Annotated in this window: 16 protein-coding genes; 8 read left to right on the top strand and 8 right to left on the bottom strand. The window is 35.3% G+C overall.

The window, feature by feature from the left end; all coding sequences use genetic code 11:
• Positions 1 to 21: 21 nt before the first annotated feature.
• Positions 22 to 1,359 carry a saccharopine dehydrogenase family protein gene (locus GQN54_RS06685; RefSeq protein ID WP_160632760.1) on the top strand — a complete coding sequence of 446 codons (1,338 nt, stop codon included), beginning with the start codon at positions 22 to 24 and terminating at the stop codon, positions 1,357 to 1,359.
• 29 nt (positions 1,360 to 1,388) lie between these two features.
• Here GQN54_RS06685 and GQN54_RS06680 read toward each other — a convergent pair whose 3' ends face one another.
• From GQN54_RS06680 to GQN54_RS06665, 4 genes are all read right to left on the bottom strand, one after another.
• Positions 1,389 to 2,003, bottom strand: coding sequence for a fumarylacetoacetate hydrolase family protein (locus GQN54_RS06680; protein WP_160632759.1), 615 nt, complete (start codon positions 2,001 to 2,003; stop codon positions 1,389 to 1,391).
• 9 nt (positions 2,004 to 2,012) lie between these two features.
• The gene (locus GQN54_RS06675; protein ID WP_160632758.1) at positions 2,013 to 2,780 is read right to left on the bottom strand and encodes a 3'-5' exonuclease; all 768 of its coding nucleotides are present in this window, start codon (positions 2,778 to 2,780) and stop codon (positions 2,013 to 2,015) included.
• An 87-nt stretch (positions 2,781 to 2,867) separates the two neighbouring features.
• Entirely contained in the window at positions 2,868 to 6,230 is a 3,363-nt protein-coding gene (locus tag GQN54_RS06670) for a PD40 domain-containing protein (RefSeq protein ID WP_160632757.1), read from the bottom strand.
• 105 nt (positions 6,231 to 6,335) lie between these two features.
• Positions 6,336 to 7,661, bottom strand: a complete 1,326-nt coding sequence (locus tag GQN54_RS06665) for a dihydrolipoamide acetyltransferase family protein (protein WP_160632756.1) — start codon at positions 7,659 to 7,661, stop codon at positions 6,336 to 6,338.
• Positions 7,662 to 7,791: 130 nt separating this feature from the next.
• On the opposite strand from GQN54_RS06665, the gene GQN54_RS06660 reads away from it, so the two are divergent.
• Positions 7,792 to 8,397 carry a T9SS type A sorting domain-containing protein gene (locus GQN54_RS06660; protein WP_160632755.1) on the top strand — a complete coding sequence of 202 codons (606 nt, stop codon included), beginning with the start codon at positions 7,792 to 7,794 and terminating at the stop codon, positions 8,395 to 8,397.
• Here GQN54_RS06660 and GQN54_RS06655 read toward each other — a convergent pair.
• Together GQN54_RS06655 and recR are read right to left on the bottom strand one after the other, a co-directional pair.
• Positions 8,394 to 10,367: a glycosyltransferase family 2 protein gene (locus GQN54_RS06655; RefSeq protein ID WP_160632754.1), complete on the bottom strand. Its 1,974-nt coding sequence runs from the start codon at positions 10,365 to 10,367 to the stop codon at positions 8,394 to 8,396. The two genes, GQN54_RS06660 and GQN54_RS06655, sit on opposite strands and share 4 nt — an antisense overlap.
• A gap of 8 nt (positions 10,368 to 10,375) precedes the next feature.
• A complete protein-coding gene (gene recR, locus GQN54_RS06650; RefSeq protein WP_160632753.1) occupies positions 10,376 to 10,996 on the bottom strand; it encodes a recombination mediator RecR in 621 nt (206 codons plus the stop codon).
• 134 nt (positions 10,997 to 11,130) lie between these two features.
• Here recR and GQN54_RS06645 point away from each other — a divergent pair, with 134 nt between their 5' ends.
• The 3 genes from GQN54_RS06645 (at position 11,131) to GQN54_RS06635 (ending at position 14,271) form a co-directional block, all read left to right on the top strand.
• Positions 11,131 to 12,588 (top strand): sodium:solute symporter, encoded by a 1,458-nt coding sequence (locus GQN54_RS06645; RefSeq protein ID WP_160632752.1) that lies wholly within the window; start codon positions 11,131 to 11,133, stop codon positions 12,586 to 12,588.
• 78 nt (positions 12,589 to 12,666) lie between these two features.
• On the top strand, positions 12,667 to 13,572 hold the full coding sequence (locus GQN54_RS06640) for a hypothetical protein (RefSeq protein WP_160632751.1): 906 nt from the start codon (positions 12,667 to 12,669) through the stop codon (positions 13,570 to 13,572).
• Between the two features lie 3 nt (positions 13,573 to 13,575).
• Positions 13,576 to 14,271: a hypothetical protein gene (locus GQN54_RS06635; protein ID WP_160632750.1), complete on the top strand. Its 696-nt coding sequence runs from the start codon at positions 13,576 to 13,578 to the stop codon at positions 14,269 to 14,271.
• 5 nt (positions 14,272 to 14,276) lie between these two features.
• On the opposite strand, the gene tamL is transcribed toward GQN54_RS06635, so the two are convergent.
• Positions 14,277 to 16,508, bottom strand: coding sequence for a translocation and assembly module lipoprotein TamL (gene tamL / locus GQN54_RS06630; protein ID WP_449369398.1), 2,232 nt, complete (start codon positions 16,506 to 16,508; stop codon positions 14,277 to 14,279).
• Between the two features lie 98 nt (positions 16,509 to 16,606).
• On the opposite strand from tamL, the gene GQN54_RS06625 reads away from it, so the two are divergent.
• Positions 16,607 to 17,350, top strand: a complete 744-nt coding sequence (locus GQN54_RS06625; protein ID WP_160632748.1) for a TrmH family RNA methyltransferase — start codon at positions 16,607 to 16,609, stop codon at positions 17,348 to 17,350.
• Here GQN54_RS06625 and GQN54_RS06620 read toward each other — a convergent pair.
• The gene (locus GQN54_RS06620; protein ID WP_160632747.1) at positions 17,325 to 18,899 is read right to left on the bottom strand and encodes an NAD(P)/FAD-dependent oxidoreductase; all 1,575 of its coding nucleotides are present in this window, start codon (positions 18,897 to 18,899) and stop codon (positions 17,325 to 17,327) included. The two genes, GQN54_RS06625 and GQN54_RS06620, sit on opposite strands and share 26 nt — an antisense overlap.
• Positions 18,900 to 19,030: 131 nt before the next feature.
• Between GQN54_RS06620 and GQN54_RS06615 the strand changes: the two genes are divergently transcribed.
• Positions 19,031 to 20,335 (top strand): T9SS type A sorting domain-containing protein, encoded by a 1,305-nt coding sequence (locus GQN54_RS06615; protein WP_160632746.1) that lies wholly within the window; start codon positions 19,031 to 19,033, stop codon positions 20,333 to 20,335.
• A 48-nt stretch (positions 20,336 to 20,383) separates the two neighbouring features.
• Positions 20,384 to 22,540: a hypothetical protein gene (locus GQN54_RS06610; protein WP_160632745.1), complete on the top strand. Its 2,157-nt coding sequence runs from the start codon at positions 20,384 to 20,386 to the stop codon at positions 22,538 to 22,540.
• The last annotated feature ends 17 nt before the right edge of the window (positions 22,541 to 22,557 follow it).

Raw genomic sequence — 22,557 nt, 5'->3', positions numbered from 1 at the left:
ACAAAAGAGCATAAATTTCATATGAAAAAGATATTATTGATAGGGGCGGGAAGATCAACTATTTCGTTGATAGATTATTTACTTGAAAATTTAGAAAAGGAAAATTGGACACTTTTGGTCGGAGATCAGAACATTGATTTTGCAAAGTCTAAAATAGGAGATCATTCAAGAGCTTCAGCTATCGCATTTGATGTGACAGATGATGAGCAAAGAGAGCAAGAGATAAGTGATTCGGATATTGTAATATCGATGCTACCTGCACATATGCATGTGTCGGTTGCGAAAGATTGCATTCGTTTTAAAAAAAATATGGTAACAGCCTCTTATGTTTCAAAAGAGATGCGAGCATTGGAGCAAGATGCGATAGCGAATGGAGTGACCATTATTAATGAAATAGGAGTTGATCCGGGTATTGATCATATGTCTGCTATGAAAGTGATAGACGAAATTCGTGGAAAAGGAGGAAAAATAGAAGAGTTTGAAACATTTACAGGCGGACTTATAGCTCCCGAGAGTGATGATAATCCTTGGAATTATAAGTTTACTTGGAATCCCAGAAATGTGGTACTTGCTGGTCAGGGGGGTGCTGTTAAGTTTATACAAAGTGGAACTTATAAGTATATCCCTTATCACAAACTGTTTAGAAGAACCGAAATTATTGATGTAGAGGGCTATGGTAAATTTGAGGGATATGCGAATAGAGATTCATTAATGTATCGTTCAGTTTATCAGTTAGAAGATATTAAAACGATGTATAGAGGGACACTTCGAAGACCTGGTTTTTCAAGAGCTTGGAATGTTTTTGTGCAGTTAGGAGCGACTGACGATTCTTATCAAATTGAGAATTCTGACCAAATGACGTTTAGAGATTTTATAAATTTATTTCTTGCCTATAACCCAAATGATTCGGTAGAATTGAAGTTGAAGCATTACCTAAATATGCATCAGGATGATGTTGAGCTCTTTGATAAACTGGAATGGTTAGATATTTTTAAATCGATTAGAATTCCTTTAAAAAATGCTTCGCCTGCTCAAATATTGCAATATATTTTGGAACGAAAATGGTCGTTAAGTAAAGAGGATAAGGATATGATTGTTATGTGGCATAAATTTGTATACGAGCTGGACGGGTCAATCCATGAGTTACATTCTTCAATGGTGGTTAAAGGAGAGGATAGTTTAAGAACCGCGATGGCCAAAACCGTTGGGTATCCTGTTGCGATAGCAGCCAAAATGTTATTAAAAGGAGTTATCGATCGTCCTGGTATTCAGATTCCAATTGCGAGGGAGATATATGAGCCTGTGTTATCTGAGCTAAGGAGATATGGAGTTGATTTCAAGGAAAAATTAATTCAATAAAAAAAGCTCGGCCATATGGCCGAGCTTTTTTATTTTATTTTTAAATCCAAAACCTTTTTATTATTCAGAAAACCTTCTAGATGATCATTAATATTTACTTTTCCAACACCTTCAGGAGTTCCAGTAAAAATTAAATCGCCAATCTTCAAAGTAACAAATTGTGAAATATAAGCGATGATTTGGTCAATGGAAAAAATCATATCTGCACTATTTCCAACTTGTCTTTGTTCTCCATTGATTAATAATTGAAATTCGATTTCATTAATATTTTTAAATGTATTGATTGGGATAAACTCATGGCCAACAGGAGCAGAACCATCGAAAGCTTTTGCTTTTTCCCATGGTAATCCTTTTTCTTTGCAATCGTTTTGGATGTCACGGGCGGTAAAATCAATCCCTAAGCTTATTTCACTGTAGTATTTATGTGCAAATCGCTCTTCAATGTTTTTGCCCAACCGATCAATTCTAACTACAATTTCAGTTTCATAATTAATTTCATTTGAGAAATTTGGAATAAAGAACGGCATCTTCTTAGGTAGCAGAGCGGTGTCTGGTTTGAAGAAAAAAACTGGTTCCGTGGGTAGTGGGTTATTTAATTCTTTGGCGTGCTTGGCGTAATTTCTACCAATACATATTATTTTCATATCATTAGATTATTTTCCGAAACTCCTCATTTTGATTGCTGTTAACACTTTTTTAGTATAAAGTGGAAAATCTCCTTTCATCATCCAGTCGTAGTAGGAGGATTCATTTTTTAAAACTTCCTCAACTGGTTTTCCTTTGTGTTTTCCAAAATTAAAAACTTCGACATTGTTTTCATCAAAAACAATTCTACCCATCAAATCCGCATTATTTCCTCTTTTTGAAAACTCGGATAGAAAATTAACATCATTTTCTAGTTCAGGGTATTTTTCAATTTGTGCCTCTAATACTTCGTAAGTAGCTAAATTATCTGCTTCAGCTCCATGCGCACCAATTAGGTCTTTATTGCAGTAAAATTTATAAGCAGCCACTAGAGTTCGCTGCTCCATACGATGAAATATATTCTGTACATCTACCAGTTTTCTACTAGAAAGATCGAAATCAACTTCTGCTCGAAGAAACTCTTCCATAAGCATAGGGACATCAAATTTATTGCTATTATAACCTGCTAGGTCAGCGTTACCAATAAATTGTGCAATGCCTTTGGCAAGAGATTTAAATGTAGGTTCATCTTTTACGTCTTCATCAGAAATCCCATGAATACTAGTTGATTCTGGCGAAATGGGTATTGTAGGATTGATTCTTCTTGTTTTTATTTCTTTTTTGCCATCCTTATGCAGTTTTAAGATGGAAATTTCTACAATTCGATCGGTTGCAACATTCACTCCTGTTGTTTCCAAATCAAAGAAAACGATTGGTTTGTTTAATTCTAAATTCATAGGGTGTTTTTTACAAACTTAATAGTTTATTAAAAAAAAAGAGGGAAACTTTCAAAGTTTCCCTCTTTAGAAGATTTGTAGCTATTTCTATTTTACGAATACTCTTACATATTGGAATTTCTCGTAAACCTTTTTATTGGTTAAGTAATCACCTTTGTATTCTGGCCCTGTTATGAGCGTATTGATGTCTACAAAGTTGTACTGACTTGGCTTTAGTCCTCTTTTTAACATTACTCTCTCGAGCAAAGCTTTAGTATCATAAGCTCGTTTAGACGATACAACTGTATTATTTTTCCAAGTTCTTGTAGGCACTTTTGACGCACTAGAAGTAATAATGATATCTGCATATCCTCTTTGTCTAACTAATTCTGCAATGTCATTTGCAAACATCAAGAACTGCTGATTATTCTCACTAATATCTTTTACATTGTAAGTAAAGAATTTTTGGAAGTACACAATTACTCCTTCTAGTTCCGCTGGAGTCGGGTAGGACTCATCATATTTAATACCCTCTCTCGCTTCAATACTGTAAGATTTTGTACTATATATCCTTTCTCCGTTTGGTCCAACAGAGTAGATCAGCCCAATATTCTTTTTAACTGTTGGAGTGAAAACATATAGGCCATCCTTTACTTTATTTAAAACCATTGGTTCTCCATCTGCATTAGTCAATAGTATTTGACTTTCAATTGGATATTCACCATCAATGGCATCAAACTGCACGAAATATTGTTTGTCAGTCGAAAGGTTATAGAAATTAAATGCACCTACTTGATCGGTCGTTGTTGAAGCTAATAAAGATTGTTTATCGTTTAATAATCTTACGTTAGCTCCATTTACGGGCTTATTATTGATCGTTAATAAACCACCTACGTTAGTTACATAAACAGGAGTTTTGTCTGCTTCCGGAACAAATTCATATAAACCTTTTCCTACTTTTTTGAAGTTTAGAGGCTTTCCATCTTTGTTCTTGATTATAATATTATCATCAGTAGGAAGCTGATCGTCTGGTGCATTGATTCGTATAAGGTATTTCTTCGAAGGATCTAATTTATAGAAATTAAACACTCCAGCATCATCAGTAGTTGAAGATGATAAAAGAGATTGTTGATCATCTAATAAATCTATGCTTACTCCTCTTAGGGGTTCACCATTACTAGCGATTGCTCCTTGAATTGTTGCTTCTTTAGATACAGTTGTTCGGATATTGTCAGGAATAAACTCAAATTCTCCTTCTCTAATTTTCCTAAAAACAAGAATCTCGCCTTTTTCATTAACGATAGAGATATCATTTTCATCTGGTAACTGCTCTTTATCTACATCAAAAACAATTAAATATCTTTCATTTGAATTGAGCTTACTAAAGTTAAATACACCCGCATTGTCTGTTTCTGTATAGGCAATTAAATCATCTTCTTTGTCAAATAGTTTAACATTTACCTTTTTCAAAGGCATGCCATTTTTGGTTGCAACCCCACTAATGTCAGTGGTGTATGTTGCTTTTTCTGCTGCTTTTTTAGGACTAAATTGATATAACCCTTCTCCTATTTTCTTGAATAATAGTTCCTCTCCTTGCTCATTCATGATGACAATTTGATTTTTTTTCAAGACTTCAGGATCTTCAGTGTTGATTCTAATAAAGTAAACACTATCAGGGTCTAAGGCAGCGAAGTTAAATATCCCAGCATCATCTGTTGTCGAGCTGTTCAATAGGTTTTTATCCATACTAAGCAAATCAATAGAAACCCCACTTTTCTTAGCGCCATCTACGCTAATCACTCCTTTAATATTTTCTTTTTCACCAACTATGATTTCTCCTTTCTTTCCGACTCTAACTGGTTTTAGACGGATAGCTTTATAAATTTCTTGATACATGGAGCCGTCTGGTACAAAAATATCTTCTTCATAGGATTGATATTCGTCTGCTTCATAAACTAAGTGATAGCTTGTGTTTGGACGCAGAATGGCACTAAATTTTCCATCTCTTTGTCTTGGGCTATAATAACCTACTAATGTTCCTGTAGTATTGTCAATAATTGTTACTAACGCACCTTCTGGTGGAGTCATTCGGTCGATGAATGTAAATTCACCTGTATACAAAGTAAGTCCCGTTTCTTTCGCATCAAACAATTGAATCATGTAGATATCCTTATCTCCATATCCTTTTTCTTTAAATGAAGAGAAGTAGCCTCTTTTGCCATCAGGGGTTGTTACAAAAAATACATCGTCGTCAACAGAGTTGATAGGGTAACCTAAATTTTTTGGCTTTGCCCATTTGTTACTATCTTCTATGTATTCTACATTAAAAATGTCGTATCCTCCAATACTTGAGTGGCCATTCGAACTGAAATACATTGTAACTCCATCTGGGTGAATAAATACTCCATCTTCGTCTCCAGAAGTATTGATTTGAGGTCCTGCATTCTGCGGCGCTGCCCAGTTTCCAGTTGGTAAAAGATTACAGAAATAAATGTCCTTACCTCCGTATCCACCTTCTCGGTCACTCACATAATACAATCTTTTTCCATCTGGAGTAATTGCCACGTGGGTTTCATAGGCATCTGAATTGATGTTTGAGCCAAATTTAACTGGATCAGCCCAAATTTCATGGCCTGCTGAATCTGATTCTAATTTTGAGTAATAAAGATTTCCATCTCCATTATCGTCTTTATAAATATACAGTGTTCTCCCATCTATTGAAAGGTTGATTGTCGCTTCGTGTCCAGTTGTATTAATGTTTAGTCGTTCTGGCACTCCCCACTCGCCATCATCGTTGTAAGAAACGTAGATGTCTTCATAATACATTGCATCATTAAAATCTTTAAGGTACTGGTTAGAGCTATCTTCCAGAAGTCTTCTTGATGTAAAATAGATTGCAGATTCATCAATTCTAACTACAGGGCTGTAATCAGGGTATTGAGAATTCATCTGGCCACCCAAGTTAGTCACTTCAATATTTACTGGATGAGCAACAGAATACTTAGCATATTTCGCTTGCTCTATTCTACGTTTGTTGTTATCGTATAAGTAATTTTTTGAGGTGATCTCTTTGTCAAACTTTTCAAAGCTAACTATTGCTTCATCAAACTTGTAATTTAAGTGTTGTGCTATGCCTAAATAATAGTAAGCATAAACAGGAGCACTTTTTTCACTTGTTGAGTAGGGGTCATAATTAGTGGCCACGTTTTCAGCTGCTACTAATAAATAACCGATGGACTCAGCTTTAACCTTGTTATTTGTAGAGTTTAACATACACACACCAAGGTTGTAATTGATGTTTGCATTATTCTCATTTCCTTGATATAATTCTTCCCAAATAGGCAAGGCTACTGAGTAGTTGTTTTCCTCCATCAAATAATTGGCCTCAACAAATTTATCTCTATAGGATTTTTGGGCAATAGCAACAATTGTGAATAAACTAATGCACAAGAAAATAAGCGTCTTTTTCATAAAAAGATTGAATAAGGGATTATTAATATCCTACAAATATATTCTAAATGAGGAATATTGAAAGAGTCAATAGGAAATAATCTATGAAGTAACTGTATTCATCGATTAAAAACCTCGATTCAGGTCAAAATTCTCTAAATAATCGGCCACTTTACGAATAAAACTTCCTCCTAAAGAGCCATCAACCACTCTATGGTCGTAGGATAATGATAAATACATCATATGTCTTATACCAATAGTATCTCCATAAGGTGTTTCAATTACAGCAGGCTTCTTTTTAATTGTACCAATGGCCATAATTGCGGCTTGAGGCTGATTAATTATAGGTGTTCCCATTACATTTCCAAAGGAACCAACATTGGTTACCGTAAAAGTACCTCCAGAAACTTCATCTGATTGCAATTTGTTATTTCTTGCTCGGTTGGCAAGATCATTAACTGCTTTAGTTAAGCCGAGAAGGTTCTTTTGATCAGCGTCTTTAATCACAGGAACGATTAAGTTTCCTGAAGGTAATGCTGTTGCCATTCCGATGTTGATATGACCTCTTTTAATAATGTTGGTGCCGTCCACAGACACGTTAATCATCGGTAGGTCTTTGATTGCACTTGCAACAGCTTCTATAATGATTGGGGTAAAAGTAATCTTTTCACCTTCACGCTTTAAAAATTGATCTTTTACCTTATTTCTCCATAGTACCATATTTGTTACATCGGCTTCTACAAAAGAAGTAACGTGAGGGGAGGTGTGTTTAGAACGAACCATGTGCTCAGAGATCAGTTTTCTCATTCGGTCCATTTCTATAATTTCATCACCGCTACCTAAGCTAACTGCCGGAGCCGATGGAGTTGAGGAAGCCGTATTAGCTTTTGGAGTAGAAGGAACATTATTGACCGCCTGAGGAGCAGCACTTGACGTACTATTATTTCTATTCTTAAGATAGCTTAATAAGTCGTCCTTAGTAATTCTGGCGTCTTTACCAGTGCCATTTATTTGATCTAACTCTGCAGCAGAAATGCCTTCAGTTTCAGCAATACTTCTTACTAAAGGAGATAAAAATTTTCCAGTTGAAGTATTTTTATCAAGTTTTTCGTTAGAAGTTGAAATCGTGTTGGTTTCTTCCATTTTAACAGGACTTGGTGCTGTTGCGGCAGCCGAGGCTGCAGGAGCGGAAGGAGCAGCAGAGCTAGTGCCTTCAGTTTCGATGATTGCTATAACTTGTCCAACTTGTACAACATCGTCTTCATTAAACAAAAGTTTTTTAATGATTCCATCTTCTGGAGAAGGAATTTCTGAATCAACTTTATCAGTGGCTATTTCTATAATAGCTTCTTCGGCTTCAACTTTGTCGCCTTCGCTTTTTAACCATTTAATAATAGTTGCCTCTGCAACACTTTCGCCCATTTTAGGCATAACTAATTCTACTTCTGCCATCTCTTTGTTTTAAATAATAACGTTGCAAAATTAGCCAAAATAATAGTTTTCACAGAGTGGGAATCATTAAAAAACGTATTGTTGAAAATATGTAGGGAGATTTATCGTTTACCTAACTTTGGATTTACTTATGAGAAAAATTATACTATCCCTTAATAGCTTATTCTTGTTAATTTCTCCGTGTCTTTCTCAAGTCGATAGAATTGTTAAGTTTTCTGCGACTTTATCGGGTCAAAGTGTAATTGTCAACTGGGTGGTTGGAGCGGGGTCTACTTGCCAAGAGGTGGTGGTTCAACGCAGCATTGATTCTGTTAATTTTCGCGATGTGTATACTTATCCTAGTATTTGTGGCGATTCTGATGAGCCTGAAAGTTATAATTGGATTGATCAAACTCCTATCAATTATAGCTATAATTATTACCGAATGAAAATTGAAGGTGTTGATTTTACTAATGCTATTAAAGTGGATTATAACTCCAAAGTGATTTTTGGAGAAATAAATATTTTTCCTAATCCCATCCAAAATCAGTTAGAGTTTTGGTTTGAAAATAATAGTCGTCAGAAGTATCAGTTTAGAATACTAGACTATTCAGGTAAAGAATATTTTGTAAGCAGAGAATTTGTGAATCAGCAGGTCATTTGGAATGCAAATGACCTACTTTCGGGAGTATATATATTAGAATTGAAGAATTTACAGAGCCTCGAGGTGATAAGGAAAAAGTTTATCAAAGTTTAATGTGGAGGAGTACCGAGTTTTGCAATGTTTTTAAAAATAATTTCAATATCCTTTAAAGTGGTATAATTTCTAGAATATTGATAATTGGTTTTGACAATCAATTCGGGGTCAGTTAGCTCTCTTTCAAAATTATCAGAAGGGGTAAAGATTCCTTTCTGTTGCATAGGAAGTTGGTCTCCTACCTTGTCAGACCATTGATAACCAACCCATGAAGCATTTCCCTTTATAATATAAAATATATTTCTTAGAAACTGAACTTTTGATCTTACAATTAGTAAAAGAATAGGGCTAAGGAGTAAAAAAAGAAAAGATAACCCGATATCAAAAACACGTTTTTTTCGTCTGTTATTAGGTTTGCTTACAGCATTTGTATCCATGATGTAAAACTCTCCACTATTTTGGATAGAATTGCTACCAATGATATAGAGGCTTTCAGGCGGAGCAATTTTAAATTCTACATTTTTATCTTTTATCTCAGACATTTGCGATAAAATCTCAAAAGCTCCAAGATCTTTACTGCAAAAAATAACTTCATTTATTTTATAAATTTCTACTACATCATTTAACTGATAAAGTCGGCTGAGGTAAAAATTATCATTTTCAATTTCGTTTTCATTTAAGGGATTTATTCTGGCTAAAAAGTCTGCCTCTACTAAAGTCTCTTTCAAGAATTGTTCTATTCTTTTAACCTCTTTTTTCGAGCCGACTATTGCTATGCGTTTAGATTGCTTCCCTTTTAATTTATTGATTCCAAAAAGATGTAGCAAAAATCGTGTTAGGGGAAGTGCAATTAACGCCCAAAGGATACTGAGTAGAATAATAGCTCTTGAAAAACGGAACGCTTCATCTAGTAGCGAGTAGGATGTTAAGATAACAATACCCCCTAAGAATATACCTTTAAATAGGTTGGAAATTTTGTGCCTTTTGCTATATGCGCTGCTAAAGGTGTTTGCTAACAGAATCATTGAGATCATTACTGTGAATCCAATATGAATTAATTCATCTGGATAGGCTCCTCCATCTACAAAACGAACATTCTCTTCATAATATTTAGTAATGAAGCTCATACCAAATAATAAAATCACAGCATCGAAAAGTGGTAGTGCTATTTGACGTAAGAAACGCATCAAAACCGCTAAAGCGGCTCTTAGGTATATTGCTAGGTTTATGAAAAATGAAAAGAGTTTAGCATTTTTTTGCGAAAAGTGTTTTTTAGCAAAAATGACCATCGCCTTATAGAAGACAAAAACATAGTTAATGCTACTTTTTTTGGTGCTTTCCCCTTTGTAGTGAATGATTCTTGCTTTTGGGAAATAATAATTCTTGTAACCACCTAATGTAATCCTATAGCTTAAATCAATATCTTCTCCGTACATAAAAAAGCTCTCGTCAAGTAATCCAACTTTATCGAGCGTTTCTTTCCTCAACCACATATAGGCTCCTGAAAGCACATCTACCTCGTTCGTCTCATTGTTATCCAAAAAACCTAAATGATATTTTCCAAATTTCTTGGATTTAGGGAAAATAGAAGATAAGCCGAATATTTTGTAAAAAGCAACTTCAGGTGTTGGTAGACCCCTTTTCGATTCGGGTAAGAAAACTCCTTTACCATCTATCATGCTAATGCCTAAACCTCCTGCTTCAGGAGTGTCTTTCATGAATTGATAACAATCTAAGAATGTGTTTTCTTCTACTACAGTATCAGGATTAAGTAGTAAGATAAATTCCCCTTTTGATTGACGAATCGCTTGGTTGTTGGCTTTAGAAAAACCTACGTTTACTTTATTTTCGATTCGGATGACCTCTGGGAATTTTTCTTTAACCATTTTCATGGAGCCATCAACAGAATTATTGTCTACTACAAACACTTCGCAGTCACCGAGTTTGTCTGCAGCAACTTGTACTGTTCTCAAACAGTTTTCAAGAAAATACTGAACGTTGTAATTGACTATAATTACTGATAGTTTCATACGATAAATTAAGAGGAAAACGTTTGTTCGAATGGAATTCTATTTTGGATAGAGCGACCTAAGGTAATTTCATCTGCATATTCCAATTCATCTCCAATAGCAACTCCTCGGGCTATGGTAGATAGGTTAACATCAAAACTTTTCAGCTTTTTGTAGATATAGAAATTAGTAGTGTCACCTTCCATTGTTGCACTTAATGCCATAATAACTTCTTTAATTTCTCCCTTATTGACGTTTGCAATTAAGGAATCAATATTTAAATCATTCGGGCCAATTCCATCCATTGGAGAAATAATTCCTCCAAGAACATGATATTTACCTTTGAAAAGTTGAGTGTTTTCAATCGCCATAACGTCTCTAACATCCTCCACAACACAAATGATAGAGCTGTCTCTATTGCTGTTGCTGCAAATATCACAGGTTGGAGTATCAGAGATATTGTGACAACTTTGACAATAGGTAATGTTGTTGCGTAAATCAATAAAACTTTGCCCAAATAAATTGACGTCTTCTTTTTCCTTTTTTAGTAAATGCAAGACTAATCGCAATGCAGTTCTTCTGCCAATGCCTGGAAGGGTACTAAATTGCTCAACGGCATTTGATAAAAGTTTTGAAGGATAATTTCCCACAGAAAGGCTAAAATTTTAGATTGATTCAAAATTACCATCTTTATTGGAATATCAATTTTATCCTCTTATAAATAACCTTTTCTCCAATCCTTAATTGAATAAAAAAGCTTTATTTCGTGTCTTAAAATGTCATCATGAGTCCTATTGTAATACTCTCTATTATTGTCGCCTACTTTCTATTGTTAATTGGGATTAGTTATTTCACCTCGAAAGGGGCAGATAATAATTCCTTTTTTGTTGGCAATAAAAATTCTAAATGGTACCTCGTCGCATTTGGGATGGTAGGAGCTTCTTTGTCTGGAGTTACTTTTGTTTCTGTTCCTGGGTGGGTTAGTGTCACACAGTTTTCGTATATGCAGATGGTTTTTGGCTACTTATTCGGTTATTTTATTATCGCCAATGTTTTAATGCCATTGTATTACCGTCTCAACCTCACTTCTATTTATACTTACCTCGATCAACGTTTTGGTTTTTGGTCTTATAAAACAGGGGCATTTTATTTTTTAATTTCACGTATAATAGGGGCTTCTTTTCGTCTTTTTTTAGTCGCTAGTGTTCTCCAGCTTTCCATCTTTGATGAATGGGGAGTTCCATTTTGGGTGACAGTAGCTATAACAATTCTATTGATTTGGGTATACACCTTTAAGGGAGGAATAAAAACGATTGTTTGGACAGACACTTTGCAAACTTTTTTTATGTTGACGGCAGTAGGTGTTACCATTTACATTATTTCAGATCAATTAAATTGGAGTTTGTCAGAGATGATTACTCAAGTGAGGGAAAGTCAATACTCCCAAATATTCTTTTTTGAGAATTGGAATTCTAAACAATACTTCTTTAAATCATTTCTTAGTGGAATGTTTATTACGGTTGTAATGACCGGTTTAGATCAGGATATGATGCAGAAGAACTTAAGTTGTAAAAACATTAAAGAGGCCAAGTGGAATATGTATTCTATGAGTGTGGTCATGGTTTTTGTTACCTTTCTGTTTCTGTTTTTAGGAGCTTTACTTTATTTATACTCTGCTCAAAAAGGCATAGTTATACCACAAAAATCAGATCAATTATTCCCTATGCTCGCTACAGGAGGTTATTTGGGTTATACAGTTGCTATCTGTTTTATTTTAGGATTGATTGCAGCAGCTTATTCAAGTGCAGATAGTGCATTGACTGCCTTAACGACATCCTTTTGCGTTGATATCATAGATATCAATAAACAACCAAAGGAGCGGAAGGAATCTTTAAGAAAAATGACGCATATAGGAATGTCTGTTATTTTGTTTCTGGTGATTTTATTGTTCGAGGTTATCAACGACGACAGCGTGATAGATGCATTGTTTAAAGCAGCTAGTTATACCTATGGTCCTTTATTAGGACTCTACGCTTTTGGGTTGTTTACGGATTTGAATGTAAAAGATAAGTGGGTTCCTTTGATATGTCTAGCTTCGCCTATCATTTCATATGGTATAAACGCTTATTCAGTGGATTTGTTAAATGGTTATAAATTTGGTTACGACTTATTAATTCTGAATGGAGGGCTTACTTATCTAGGATTATATCTGATTAAACAGGGGAAAAAAGAGAAGTTCTGATATTATTTTTACTTCACAATTTTGAATCACGTTACTTATTTATAAATTAGTTGTCTTAAAACTTTAATTGTTTTCAAAATGAATATTTTAAAAGCAGCATCGATTAACTGCGTAGTAGTTGGTTTAATTTCAGTAGTAGCATGTGCTGAACCAGAACATTCAACAGCTGAAAAGACTAACGAAGAAGTCGATTCATTAAAACTAGCTTCGACATCGGCTATCCAACCTGATGAGAATTATTATCCAATTCCGTCACCAGAGGAAATGTTTGAATTTATCAAAGCCAATCAATTGAAGTACGATCCTGCCAAAGTGATTAGTAATGATATTTCTAAATTCTCCTCTGAAGAACAAAAGGCAGTTGCTTTCGGAGTATTTTCAACTAATTTAGCTTATGTAGCTTCTTTTGAAGATTTTCAGAAGTCAATTTCCTTTTATAAAACTATTCGAGAACTAGGCAATGATTTAGGAATAGAGGGTGCTGTGACTCAAAATACAATGAATAGAATACAAGCTCATTTAGATCAACCTGATTCTTTAATGAAAATTGTGAATAATTCATATCGAGAGTCGGTAGCGTTTTTAGAGAACAACAAACGAGGAAACGTTATGGCCGTTATTGCGGCAAGTGGTTGGGTAGAAAGTATGCATATAGTTTTATCTTCTGTAGAAAAATTCGATGAGTCTAATGAAGTGATGCAGCGAATTGCAGATCAAAAGTTAGTCTTTGGAAATCTGCTTGCTTATTTAAAGGATTACAGCGATGATCCTATGGTTATGAATATGATGAAAAAGGTAAGTCCTGTACGGGAGGTTTTTTCTAGTTTCGAAGAAAGAAAAACAGGTAAAATATCCAATCAGAAAAAGGGTAAAAAGCTGATATTGGGTGGAGGTACAAAAATTCACATGTCCGCTCAACAGTTCCTGCAATTAAAATCAAGTGTTGAGCAAGTTAGACGTTCAATGTTAAACGAAACAATCTAAAAAATGAAGAATAATTTAATTTCTATTGTCTTTTTTGGACTAGCGAGTATAACTTTTGTTAATCTCAAAGCTCAGTCTTGCAATTATTTTCACAAAAGAAACTGCGCTTCAGAAAGTGAAATCCCAATGAGAGAAGATACGCAGTCAAAAAGTGCTTTGTTTTCTAAAGGTCAGCAGTCTGATTTTAATATGGTGGCCTATAAGGGGCAAGATTATCGCATCGTTTTGTGCACCGATGAAACCTTTTCTGAGCCGGTAGAGTTTAGAATCTATGAAAAGGTAAGAACAAGAATCGAACCTGTTGCAGAATCTTCTGATGAGCCGGCTGCGGCATCAACTAAGCAAGAAGAGACTTCCACGGAGGACGACGGTTGGGGAGATAGTGATGATGGATGGGGGAATTCTGCATCCTACGATTCGTATAGCGATGATAGCTGGGGAGATTCAGGTGGTGGAAACGCAAACACGGGGAGCGGAGAATATAAAGAAGCAAAATTTAAGCTGGTTAAAGAGTTGCTTTACGACAATAAAGAAGATGGAATGGTGCAAGAAATAGAATTCACAGCGGAAAATACCAAAAGTTTAACGATAGAGGTAAAAGTGCCAGGAGAAGCAGTACAGAAAAAATTAAAAATAAAAGAAGTGGGATGTGTTGGTGTTCTTGTGGAACATACTAAATCTGGTGGACTAGGTTTTTAATTTTATTAGAATGGATAACCAATACCAATGTTAAAATTGGTCTCCTTTATTCTTACATCATAGGTTTGATCTTTGGGTGCACCGGGATCTTTGAAAGGAGTAGCAGCGTCAAATCTTAAGATAAAAAAGGTAAAATCAAGACGGATACCTGCTCCTACACCTATAGCGATGTCGTCCCATAATTTGTTGAATTTGAATTCCGTTGACGGTCTAGGGTCTCCTTGTTTATATTCCCAAATATTTCCTGCGTCTACAAATGCGGCACCTTCTATAATTTTAGTGATATCAAAACGGTATTCTACATTTGCTTCTAGGTTTACATTTCCTATTTGGTCTACTTGGTTTTCTTCAGTATTCGGTAATGAACCTGGTCCTAGCTCTCTGGCTTGCCATGCTCGAATTCCGTTGGCGCCTCCAGCAAAAAAACTTTTCTCAAAAGGCATTACGTCTATATTACCATAAGGTAAGCCAATTCCTGCAGCGAATCGGTAAACCAAAGAAGTAAATCTATAGTTTCTATATATTCTTAAATCGATATCCGATTTAACGTATTGGGCGTAACGAATGCCCAAGAAATCAAAAGTTTCACTTTCGTTCTTGGGTTGGTTCGAAAGCCGATTTATCCCATTTAAGATATTACCCGCCAATTCAATATTTCCTCTAAAAAAGTGCGCATTTCGCTTTTTTGTATAGTCTTGATTATTAAAAATAAAGCTATATTTAGTTGCAGTAATGAAATGATCTCTGTAGCTATTTTGAATAAATGGGTTGTTGATTGCGTCTAACCTATTTTGAAAATTGAGACTTTTATCTAATTTAATATAGCTGACATCTATTGGCTGAATAATGTGTGTTTTTTCTGCTGTCTCATTCCATGAATAAGCCAAATAAATCTTCGAAATTCTTCTAGTGTAATCTGGTCGTTGTTGAAAATTATAAGACATGTTGATGGTCGTCTTAGGATTAGTACGAGCAGAAAATTGATCGGCAGAAATGGGTAGTAAGAATCTCGGAATGTCCAAATTGACTTCGGGACCAAACTCAACTGTATTGAAGGGTAGTCCACTGGTTATGTTAGAGTTGGATTCGTTATCTAAAACTTGTTGAGCCTCCAATCCACCTTTTAGTCGAACGCTAAAAGTTTCTGCGCCTTTAAAGGCATTGGCATTTTGAAATCCCACGTTTCCCGAAATTCCCAAATTGCCACCACTGTTAGTACCTTCAGCTTCAATAGTAAAACTTTTGGCTTTCCTTGGAGAAAGATTTATAAAGCAATTCAAACTATTGGGGTTTTCAAAGTCCTTTTCAAAACGAATGCTGATGAAATTAAAAGCCCTTAGCGCAGATAAGTTTCGATAAGTTAAGTCTTGATTTTTAAGCTGGTATAGTTCGCCTTTTCTAATGAAAATGGATCGAGCGATGGCTTTTGGTTTGAACTTGAAGCTTCCTTCGTCAATGAAATAAATGTTCTTTTCGTATAGCGTGTCACTGGCGATTTGATAAGTCAATTGATTATCATAATTCAATCGAACAAAAACATTATTGATAGTAAATTTTTCATGCGGTTCGTAATAAACTTCATCTTCATAAGTTTTCTTCTCCACATCTTTTATCCCCAATTGCAAAGAGGCCTTATTTTGATTGGTATCTGCTTCAAAATAAATATATTCTTTAGAAAAATAGAAGTATCCTTCATTACGAATTAATCGAGTTAGCCTATTGCGTTCTTCTTGGAGTAGGTCTACATCAAATCGCTTTCCTGGTTTGATTAAAAGATTTGAGCTATCTTGAGTAACATGATAGTAAATCGTTTTGTCAGTAATGGAATAATTGAGGTCTTTTATTTTGTAGGGTACACCCTCATCAATCTTATATTCGACCTTAATTTTTTTCTTTTTAATGTCTGTTGTGTAGGAAACCTGTGAGTCATAAAATCCTCTGTTGTTCAGATAGAGTTTGAGTTGGTTGGTAGTTTTTTTTGTCAATAAGGAATCATAGATTACTGGAGCTTCTCCAATAGCGTCCTTTATTCTACTTTCCGCTTTATCATAATATAAATTATATATTCCTAAATAAAGTGGAAAAATACCAAGCAATCGGCGATTCGGCTTTTGTTTCACTAAACCAAACATCGCTTCCTTATCCAATGCGTCATTCGTAACTTTTACTTTAACTTTGCTGACTAATAGTTCATTCTCGTTGAGGTGCCTAGTAGATTTACACGCATTCATTATCACTGCAATCAGGATTGCAACAAAAATTAATAAGTGGCGATTGAAATTCAACTGAATGAGAAAAGTTTAGATGTTCATTTTCTGCGAAATTAATAATAAGCATGCTTTCTAATAGACAAATTAAATTAATCCAATCACTCAAGCAAAAGAAATTTAGGAACGAATACCAAATGTTCGTTGCAGAAGGTGAGAAAATAGCCAAAGAAATTATTGAACATCAATCTTTTGAAGTAGAAACAATTTATGCCACTGCTGAATGGCTTTCGTTAAATTCAAAATTATTGACGTCAGGTATTTCAATTTGTGAGGTAACTGAGAAGGAGTTAAAAAAAATATCATTTCTCTCAACTCCCAATCAAGTATTGTTGCTGCTTAAAATCACTAAGCTAAAAGAAGAACAACCGGATTGGACCATTGCGATTGAGAAATTACAAGATCCCGGAAATCTTGGAACCATCATTCGAGTTGCTGATTGGTTTGGGATTTCTCAAATTGTCTTAAGTGAGGATTCAGTAGATGTTTATAATCCTAAAGTGATACAAGCTACGATGGGTTCTATTGCCCGAGTGGCTGTTGAATATAAAGATTTAGATCAGTGGATTTCCAATCAGAATAGGCCAGTTTATGCCGCAGTTTTAGGAGGTGAAAATTTATATCAGACTAATTTTGAATCAAAGGGGGTTATTCTTTTAGGTAATGAAAGTAAAGGCCTTTCTACTCAAATACTATCTAAAGTTTCTCATAGGCTTGAAATTCCAAGAAGGGGAGGAGCTGAGTCCTTAAATGTTTCGGTGGCTTGTTCCATTATGTCGAGTGAAATTATGCGTCAAATTTCGCTGCGATAGCCGAAGCACATTTCATCCCATCAATAGCCGCAGAAACAATTCCCCCGGCATACCCTGCACCTTCTGCGCATGGATATAATCCTCTAAGAGAGGTGTGTTCGAGTGTTATTTTATCTCTAGGGATTCGAACTGGAGAAGAAGTTCTACTTTCTACTCCTACAATAATGGCATCATCGCTGAGGTAGTTTCGCATACTTTGTCCAAATAGCTCGAACCCTTTGATGAGTCTGCTCGCTATTGGGCGCGGTAATTCAATATCTAATCTGCTTTCTTTGGTTCCGGCTTTGTAGGAGTTGAGTGGGAGAGAATTAGAGTTTCGCTGTTTCACGAAATCTTTTAATCGTTGGGCAGGAGCTATTTGGCCTATTTTTGTAGTGGTGTCATTGTCTGCAATTTTAAAAGCCAATTGCTCTACATATTGCTGGTATTTCATCCCACCTAATGGGCCGCTAAACCCAAATTGATGAATATCTTTTTCTTCTACTGGTACTACAATACCTGAATTGGCAAAAGGATTATTACGTCTCGATGGAGACCAACCGTTCGTAACGATTTCTCCAGCATTGGTTGCGCATGGGGCGATAATTCCACCTGGGCACATGCAAAAGGAATATACACCTCGACCATTTACTTGTTTCACAATTCGGTAGGCTGCAGGAGGTAAAATATCATCACTGACTCTACCGTGATATTGCATTCGATCAATTAACTCCTGAGGGTGTTCAACTCTAACACCCATTGCAAAAGATTTAGATTCAATAGCAATCTTACGATCGTGCAATAAAGTAAAGATGTCTCGAGCAGAATGACCGGTCGCTAAAATTAAATTATCGCAAGTAATCTTTTTCTCATTATTAATTTCAATACCTTCTAAACGATTATTGGAATAGAAAATATCTGTCATTTTTGAATTGAAATGCACTTCGCCACCCGCTTCTATTATTCTTTCACGCATGGCTACTATAATTTGAGGCAACTTATTAGTTCCTATATGGGGGTGAGCGTCAACTAGAATATCTGCGTTAGCTCCATGCTCCACAAAAAGGTTTAAAATTTCTTCAACATCACCTCTTTTAGTACTTCGTGTGTATAGTTTTCCATCTGAATAAGTGCCGGCACCTCCTTCACCAAAACAATAATTAGATTCTGGATTTACTGTTTGTGCTTTTATTATGGCAGCCAAGTCCCTTCTACGTGCACGAACATCTTTTCCTCGTTCAAATACAATAGGCTTAATTCCATGTTTCAATAACTCAATTGCTGCAAATATTCCTGCTGGTCCAAAGCCTATTATCACTGCTTCTTTTTGGAGTCTTATTTTTTTGAACTTGGTATTGTATGGAATGGGCTCTTCAGGAGTAGTGGTGTAAATTGTTACTCTTAAATTAATCTTGATGTCTTTTTTTCGAGCATCAATAGATCGTTTGACTATTTTGAACTGCACGATATCCTTTACCGGAATACCGGACTGACTCGACAACTGTTTTTTTAATTCTACTTCGTTGCGATATTGATCTAAAAGGAGGGAAATGTCGATTGTTTTATTCAATGGAGGAGTTAGTAAGCACACTTACTATTATTAGTTTCAAAATAGATTTTTAATTGTTCAAAAATACTTGTTAAAATATTTCGGTATTCAATGTAATTGAAGTTTTTTTGCATAAAATTATAACTATTATAATGGGGAAGTTATTCTCGATTGCGTTCATTTTTATATCAGCGATAAATAGTGTTAGTTCTCAGCAACTTGATACTATAAAGATCATGTCATATAACTTGCTGAATTATAGAAATTCTACCACTTATTGTACGAATACCAACAATAATACTGCCGACAAAGAAGGTTATTTAGCGACTATTGTCGATCATGTGAAACCCGATTTGCTTGTTTGTAATGAAATTGGAGCCAATTTCGCGAATGGTTATTACCTAATGCAAAACTCTTTAAATGTTAATGGAGTAAACCATTGGGCGCAAGCCAATTATTTTGTAACTCAAGGCTCGAGCTTGTCCAATATGCTGTACTTCAATACTACAAAATTGGGGTTAATTTCTCAAGATCAAATAGAGCGAGATACCAATAATGTCCCTATTGTTCGTTTAATTGATGTATACCGTTTGTATTACAAACAACCGAATATGACAGCTCAAACCGACACCGTTTATCTTACAGTGTTGGCCGCTCATTTAAAAGCAAGTAACACTTCTGCTGATCAGCTGGAGAGAGCAAAGACCACCGCCGCAATAATGAAATATTTGGATGAGAATAGTATACAAGGCAATGTTTTTATCTGTGGAGATTTTAATGTTTATACTGCTTCAGAGCCTGCTTTTCAAAATTTAATCAATTACAGTTCTAATCCATCTGTTCGATTTTTTGATCCTATCAATACTATTGGAAGCTGGAGTAACAACAGCAATTTTAGCTATGCACATACCCAGTCTGTTCGCTCTTCAAGCAATGGATGTGCAGCTGGCGGTGGAATGGACGATCGATTTGATTTTACTTTAGTTTCTGATGAGGTATTAAATAATGTCAATCGGATGAGGTATATACCCAACTCATACACCGCTTTAGGACAAGATGGAAATCGTTTCAATGGAAATATTAATTCACCTACTAATCCATTGGTTCCTTCAACTGTTGCGAATGCTTTGTATAATATGAGTGATCATTTACCAGTGACCTCATCCTATGAAATAGATTATTCTATCCCAACAAATGTTGTTTCCTCTACATTAGGAGAAAACATTAGAGTTGTTAACCCTCTAAAGGATTTTTTAGGAATTATAAAAGAAGGCAAAAATTTTGAATCTTCATTGATTCAGTTATTCGATATGAATGGAAGAGTCTTAATGGAGTCCATTAATAATCAGACTTCTTTTATTAGAATAGATGTCTCTAATTTGAAAAGAGGGGCTTATATTCTAAAGATATATGAAGGTAAGGAGTTGGTAAAAATTCAAAAGTTAATAAAGATTTAACACTGTTATTCAATTGCCAATTCAATAATAAAGAACTTTGCATTGCTTATGAAAAAAGGTTTATCTATATTATTTCTCTTTAGTAGTATTTTGGTGTTTGGTCAAACGACTTCTTTTGAGGAGCGTTTGACATCAGTATCCAATACAAGGATAACAGTTACCAACGTTGGTACTTTCGGAAATGCTTTTAGAGGATATCGAGATGGAAGTGGTAATCAATCGTGCGAGTATCCTGCTGGTTCAGGAATTGAACATTTGTTTGAAGCTGGTGTATGGGTTGGAGGAAAAAACGCAGGAGGTCAACCATTAGTATCTACTTCGGCATTTGACCAACCGCAAGGGTATGCTACTGGTAGAGGTGGGTATGAATTCACTGGGGAAATCGGAAATCGACTTAATGTACGATCTTCTCTATATGATAGTCCAAATTATAACCCCAATGCGGTTTCTCATGAAGACTTTATTGCATCTTACACAGATACCAATTTGTTTGTACCCGGAACAGGTGGTTCCGGAGGTCCTGGAGTTCCTATTGCAGGACATACTCAGCCATTGAACGTTAAAATTATTCAAAAGACATATAATTGGAACTTTACCTTTAGTGACTTTATAGTGTTTTTGGATTTCGAGATTATTAATTTAGGTCGAAAAGGAGATCCAGTAAGTCTAATAGATAGCGCTTTTTTTGCTTTTTATGCCAATACAGTTGTTCGTAATACCAATATTACTCCTGTAGGTTCTGGAGGAGTGTCTTTTTATGATAAAGGAGGAAATGGATTTATTGATTCTTTGGACATCGCTTATTGTTATGACAAGGCAGGAGATGTTGGCTTTACCGATAGCTATATTGGACAAAAGTTTTTAGGTGCTGAAGATAAGTTTGGATTTCATCACCCTACTTTAGATCCTAGCTTTGATGCTCATTATAGTGCTTGGACGTTTAACAGTTCATCTGATCCTATCTTCTTTCAACCTGCCAATGATAATGCTCGTTACGAGAAAATGACCAAAGGATTGAATGATAGCCCATGTTGGGAAGATGGTTCTGCCCAAGGTTGTACAGGAAGAAGTTATCAAGAGTCATTGAACATGGCAGGAAATCGCTCGGATTTAGTATCCGTAGGACCATTTAGAGATTTCAAGAAGGGCGATACGTTACGCGTTTCTTATGCGATAATTATGGCCAAGAAATTTGATGATGGAAATCCAACATCAGCCAATACATTTGAGCAAAAGAGAAATTTGTTTGCTAACGCAGATCGAGCTCAGTTGGCTTATTACGGTGAAGATATCAACTTTAATGGAGTGTTGGATCCAGGTGAGGATAATGATAACAATGGTAAAATTACTCGATTCATTTTGCCTGAGCCACCTGCAATTCCTAGAACTAAAGTAATTGCTCAAGACAAAAAGATTGAAATTTACTGGACGGATAATGCAGAGGAATCAATCGACCCAATTACGAATCAAAAAGATTTTGAAGGCTACCGTATATACTTATCGAAATTAGGCTTTGATGTAACTGGAGTGCAAAATTTGGCGGAAGATCTTGTCGCACTAGACGAGTATGATTTACCCAATAATGGAAAGTTTAAAGATATTGGATTGGATGATATACGATTAACTACGCCAGCTTTATTTGATGGAGACACCAATGTGTATCAATATAAATATGTAATAGATAATTTGTTGGATGGTTGGCAATATGCAGTCGCTGTTTCTTCATTTGATACAGGAGACGAGGAAAGTAATTTGGAATCTTTAGAATCCAGTATATTGGGTAATAACTTTAGAGTATTTCCAGGTAAAAAGCCATCCGATTCATTTGATGAAAATGAACCATTTGCCTATCCTAATCCATACTACATGGGTGCATCTTGGGAAGGAAGAAGTAATTTTCAAGAACAAAGTAGAAAGTTAATTTTTAGTAATCTACCCGAACGATGTATTATTCGAGTATTTGCTCCAGCTGGAGATTTAATCGATGAAATTTATCACAATCCTGAATACGATGGAAGTGATATTAAATGGTTTGACACTTTTGGAGCTGAGAATAAAAAGAACAATAAGTTTTCAGGCGGTGAGCACGCTTGGGATTTACTATCAAAATCTACCCAAATTATCAGTAGAGGACTTTATCTGTTCTCTGTAGAAAATTTGGATAATAATGAAACATATAGAGGCAAATTCACAATAATTAAATAATAATTGAAATTCAAAAA

It is taken from the genome of Acidiluteibacter ferrifornacis (assembly GCF_009909615.1).
Taxonomy (GTDB): Bacteria; Bacteroidota; Bacteroidia; order Flavobacteriales_E; family Vicingaceae; genus Acidiluteibacter; species Acidiluteibacter ferrifornacis.
This window is presented reverse-complemented; position numbering and strand designations above follow the sequence as displayed.

Coding starts and splice junctions, on each gene's coding strand:
- GQN54_RS06670 (WP_160632757.1), bottom strand. CDS start 6,230: ATGAAAAAGACGCTTATTTTCTTGTGCATTAGTTTATTCACAATTGTT.
- GQN54_RS06675 (WP_160632758.1), bottom strand. CDS start 2,780: ATGAATTTAGAATTAAACAAACCAATCGTTTTCTTTGATTTGGAAACA.
- GQN54_RS06610 (WP_160632745.1), top strand. CDS start 20,384: ATGAAAAAAGGTTTATCTATATTATTTCTCTTTAGTAGTATTTTGGTG.
- GQN54_RS06665 (WP_160632756.1), bottom strand. CDS start 7,661: ATGGCAGAAGTAGAATTAGTTATGCCTAAAATGGGCGAAAGTGTTGCA.
- GQN54_RS06655 (WP_160632754.1), bottom strand. CDS start 10,367: ATGAAACTATCAGTAATTATAGTCAATTACAACGTTCAGTATTTTCTT.
- GQN54_RS06645 (WP_160632752.1), top strand. CDS start 11,131: ATGAGTCCTATTGTAATACTCTCTATTATTGTCGCCTACTTTCTATTG.
- GQN54_RS06635 (WP_160632750.1), top strand. CDS start 13,576: ATGAAGAATAATTTAATTTCTATTGTCTTTTTTGGACTAGCGAGTATA.
- GQN54_RS06685 (WP_160632760.1), top strand. CDS start 22: ATGAAAAAGATATTATTGATAGGGGCGGGAAGATCAACTATTTCGTTG.
- GQN54_RS06680 (WP_160632759.1), bottom strand. CDS start 2,003: ATGAAAATAATATGTATTGGTAGAAATTACGCCAAGCACGCCAAAGAA.
- GQN54_RS06625 (WP_160632748.1), top strand. CDS start 16,607: ATGCTTTCTAATAGACAAATTAAATTAATCCAATCACTCAAGCAAAAG.
- GQN54_RS06660 (WP_160632755.1), top strand. CDS start 7,792: ATGAGAAAAATTATACTATCCCTTAATAGCTTATTCTTGTTAATTTCT.
- GQN54_RS06615 (WP_160632746.1), top strand. CDS start 19,031: ATGGGGAAGTTATTCTCGATTGCGTTCATTTTTATATCAGCGATAAAT.
- GQN54_RS06640 (WP_160632751.1), top strand. CDS start 12,667: ATGAATATTTTAAAAGCAGCATCGATTAACTGCGTAGTAGTTGGTTTA.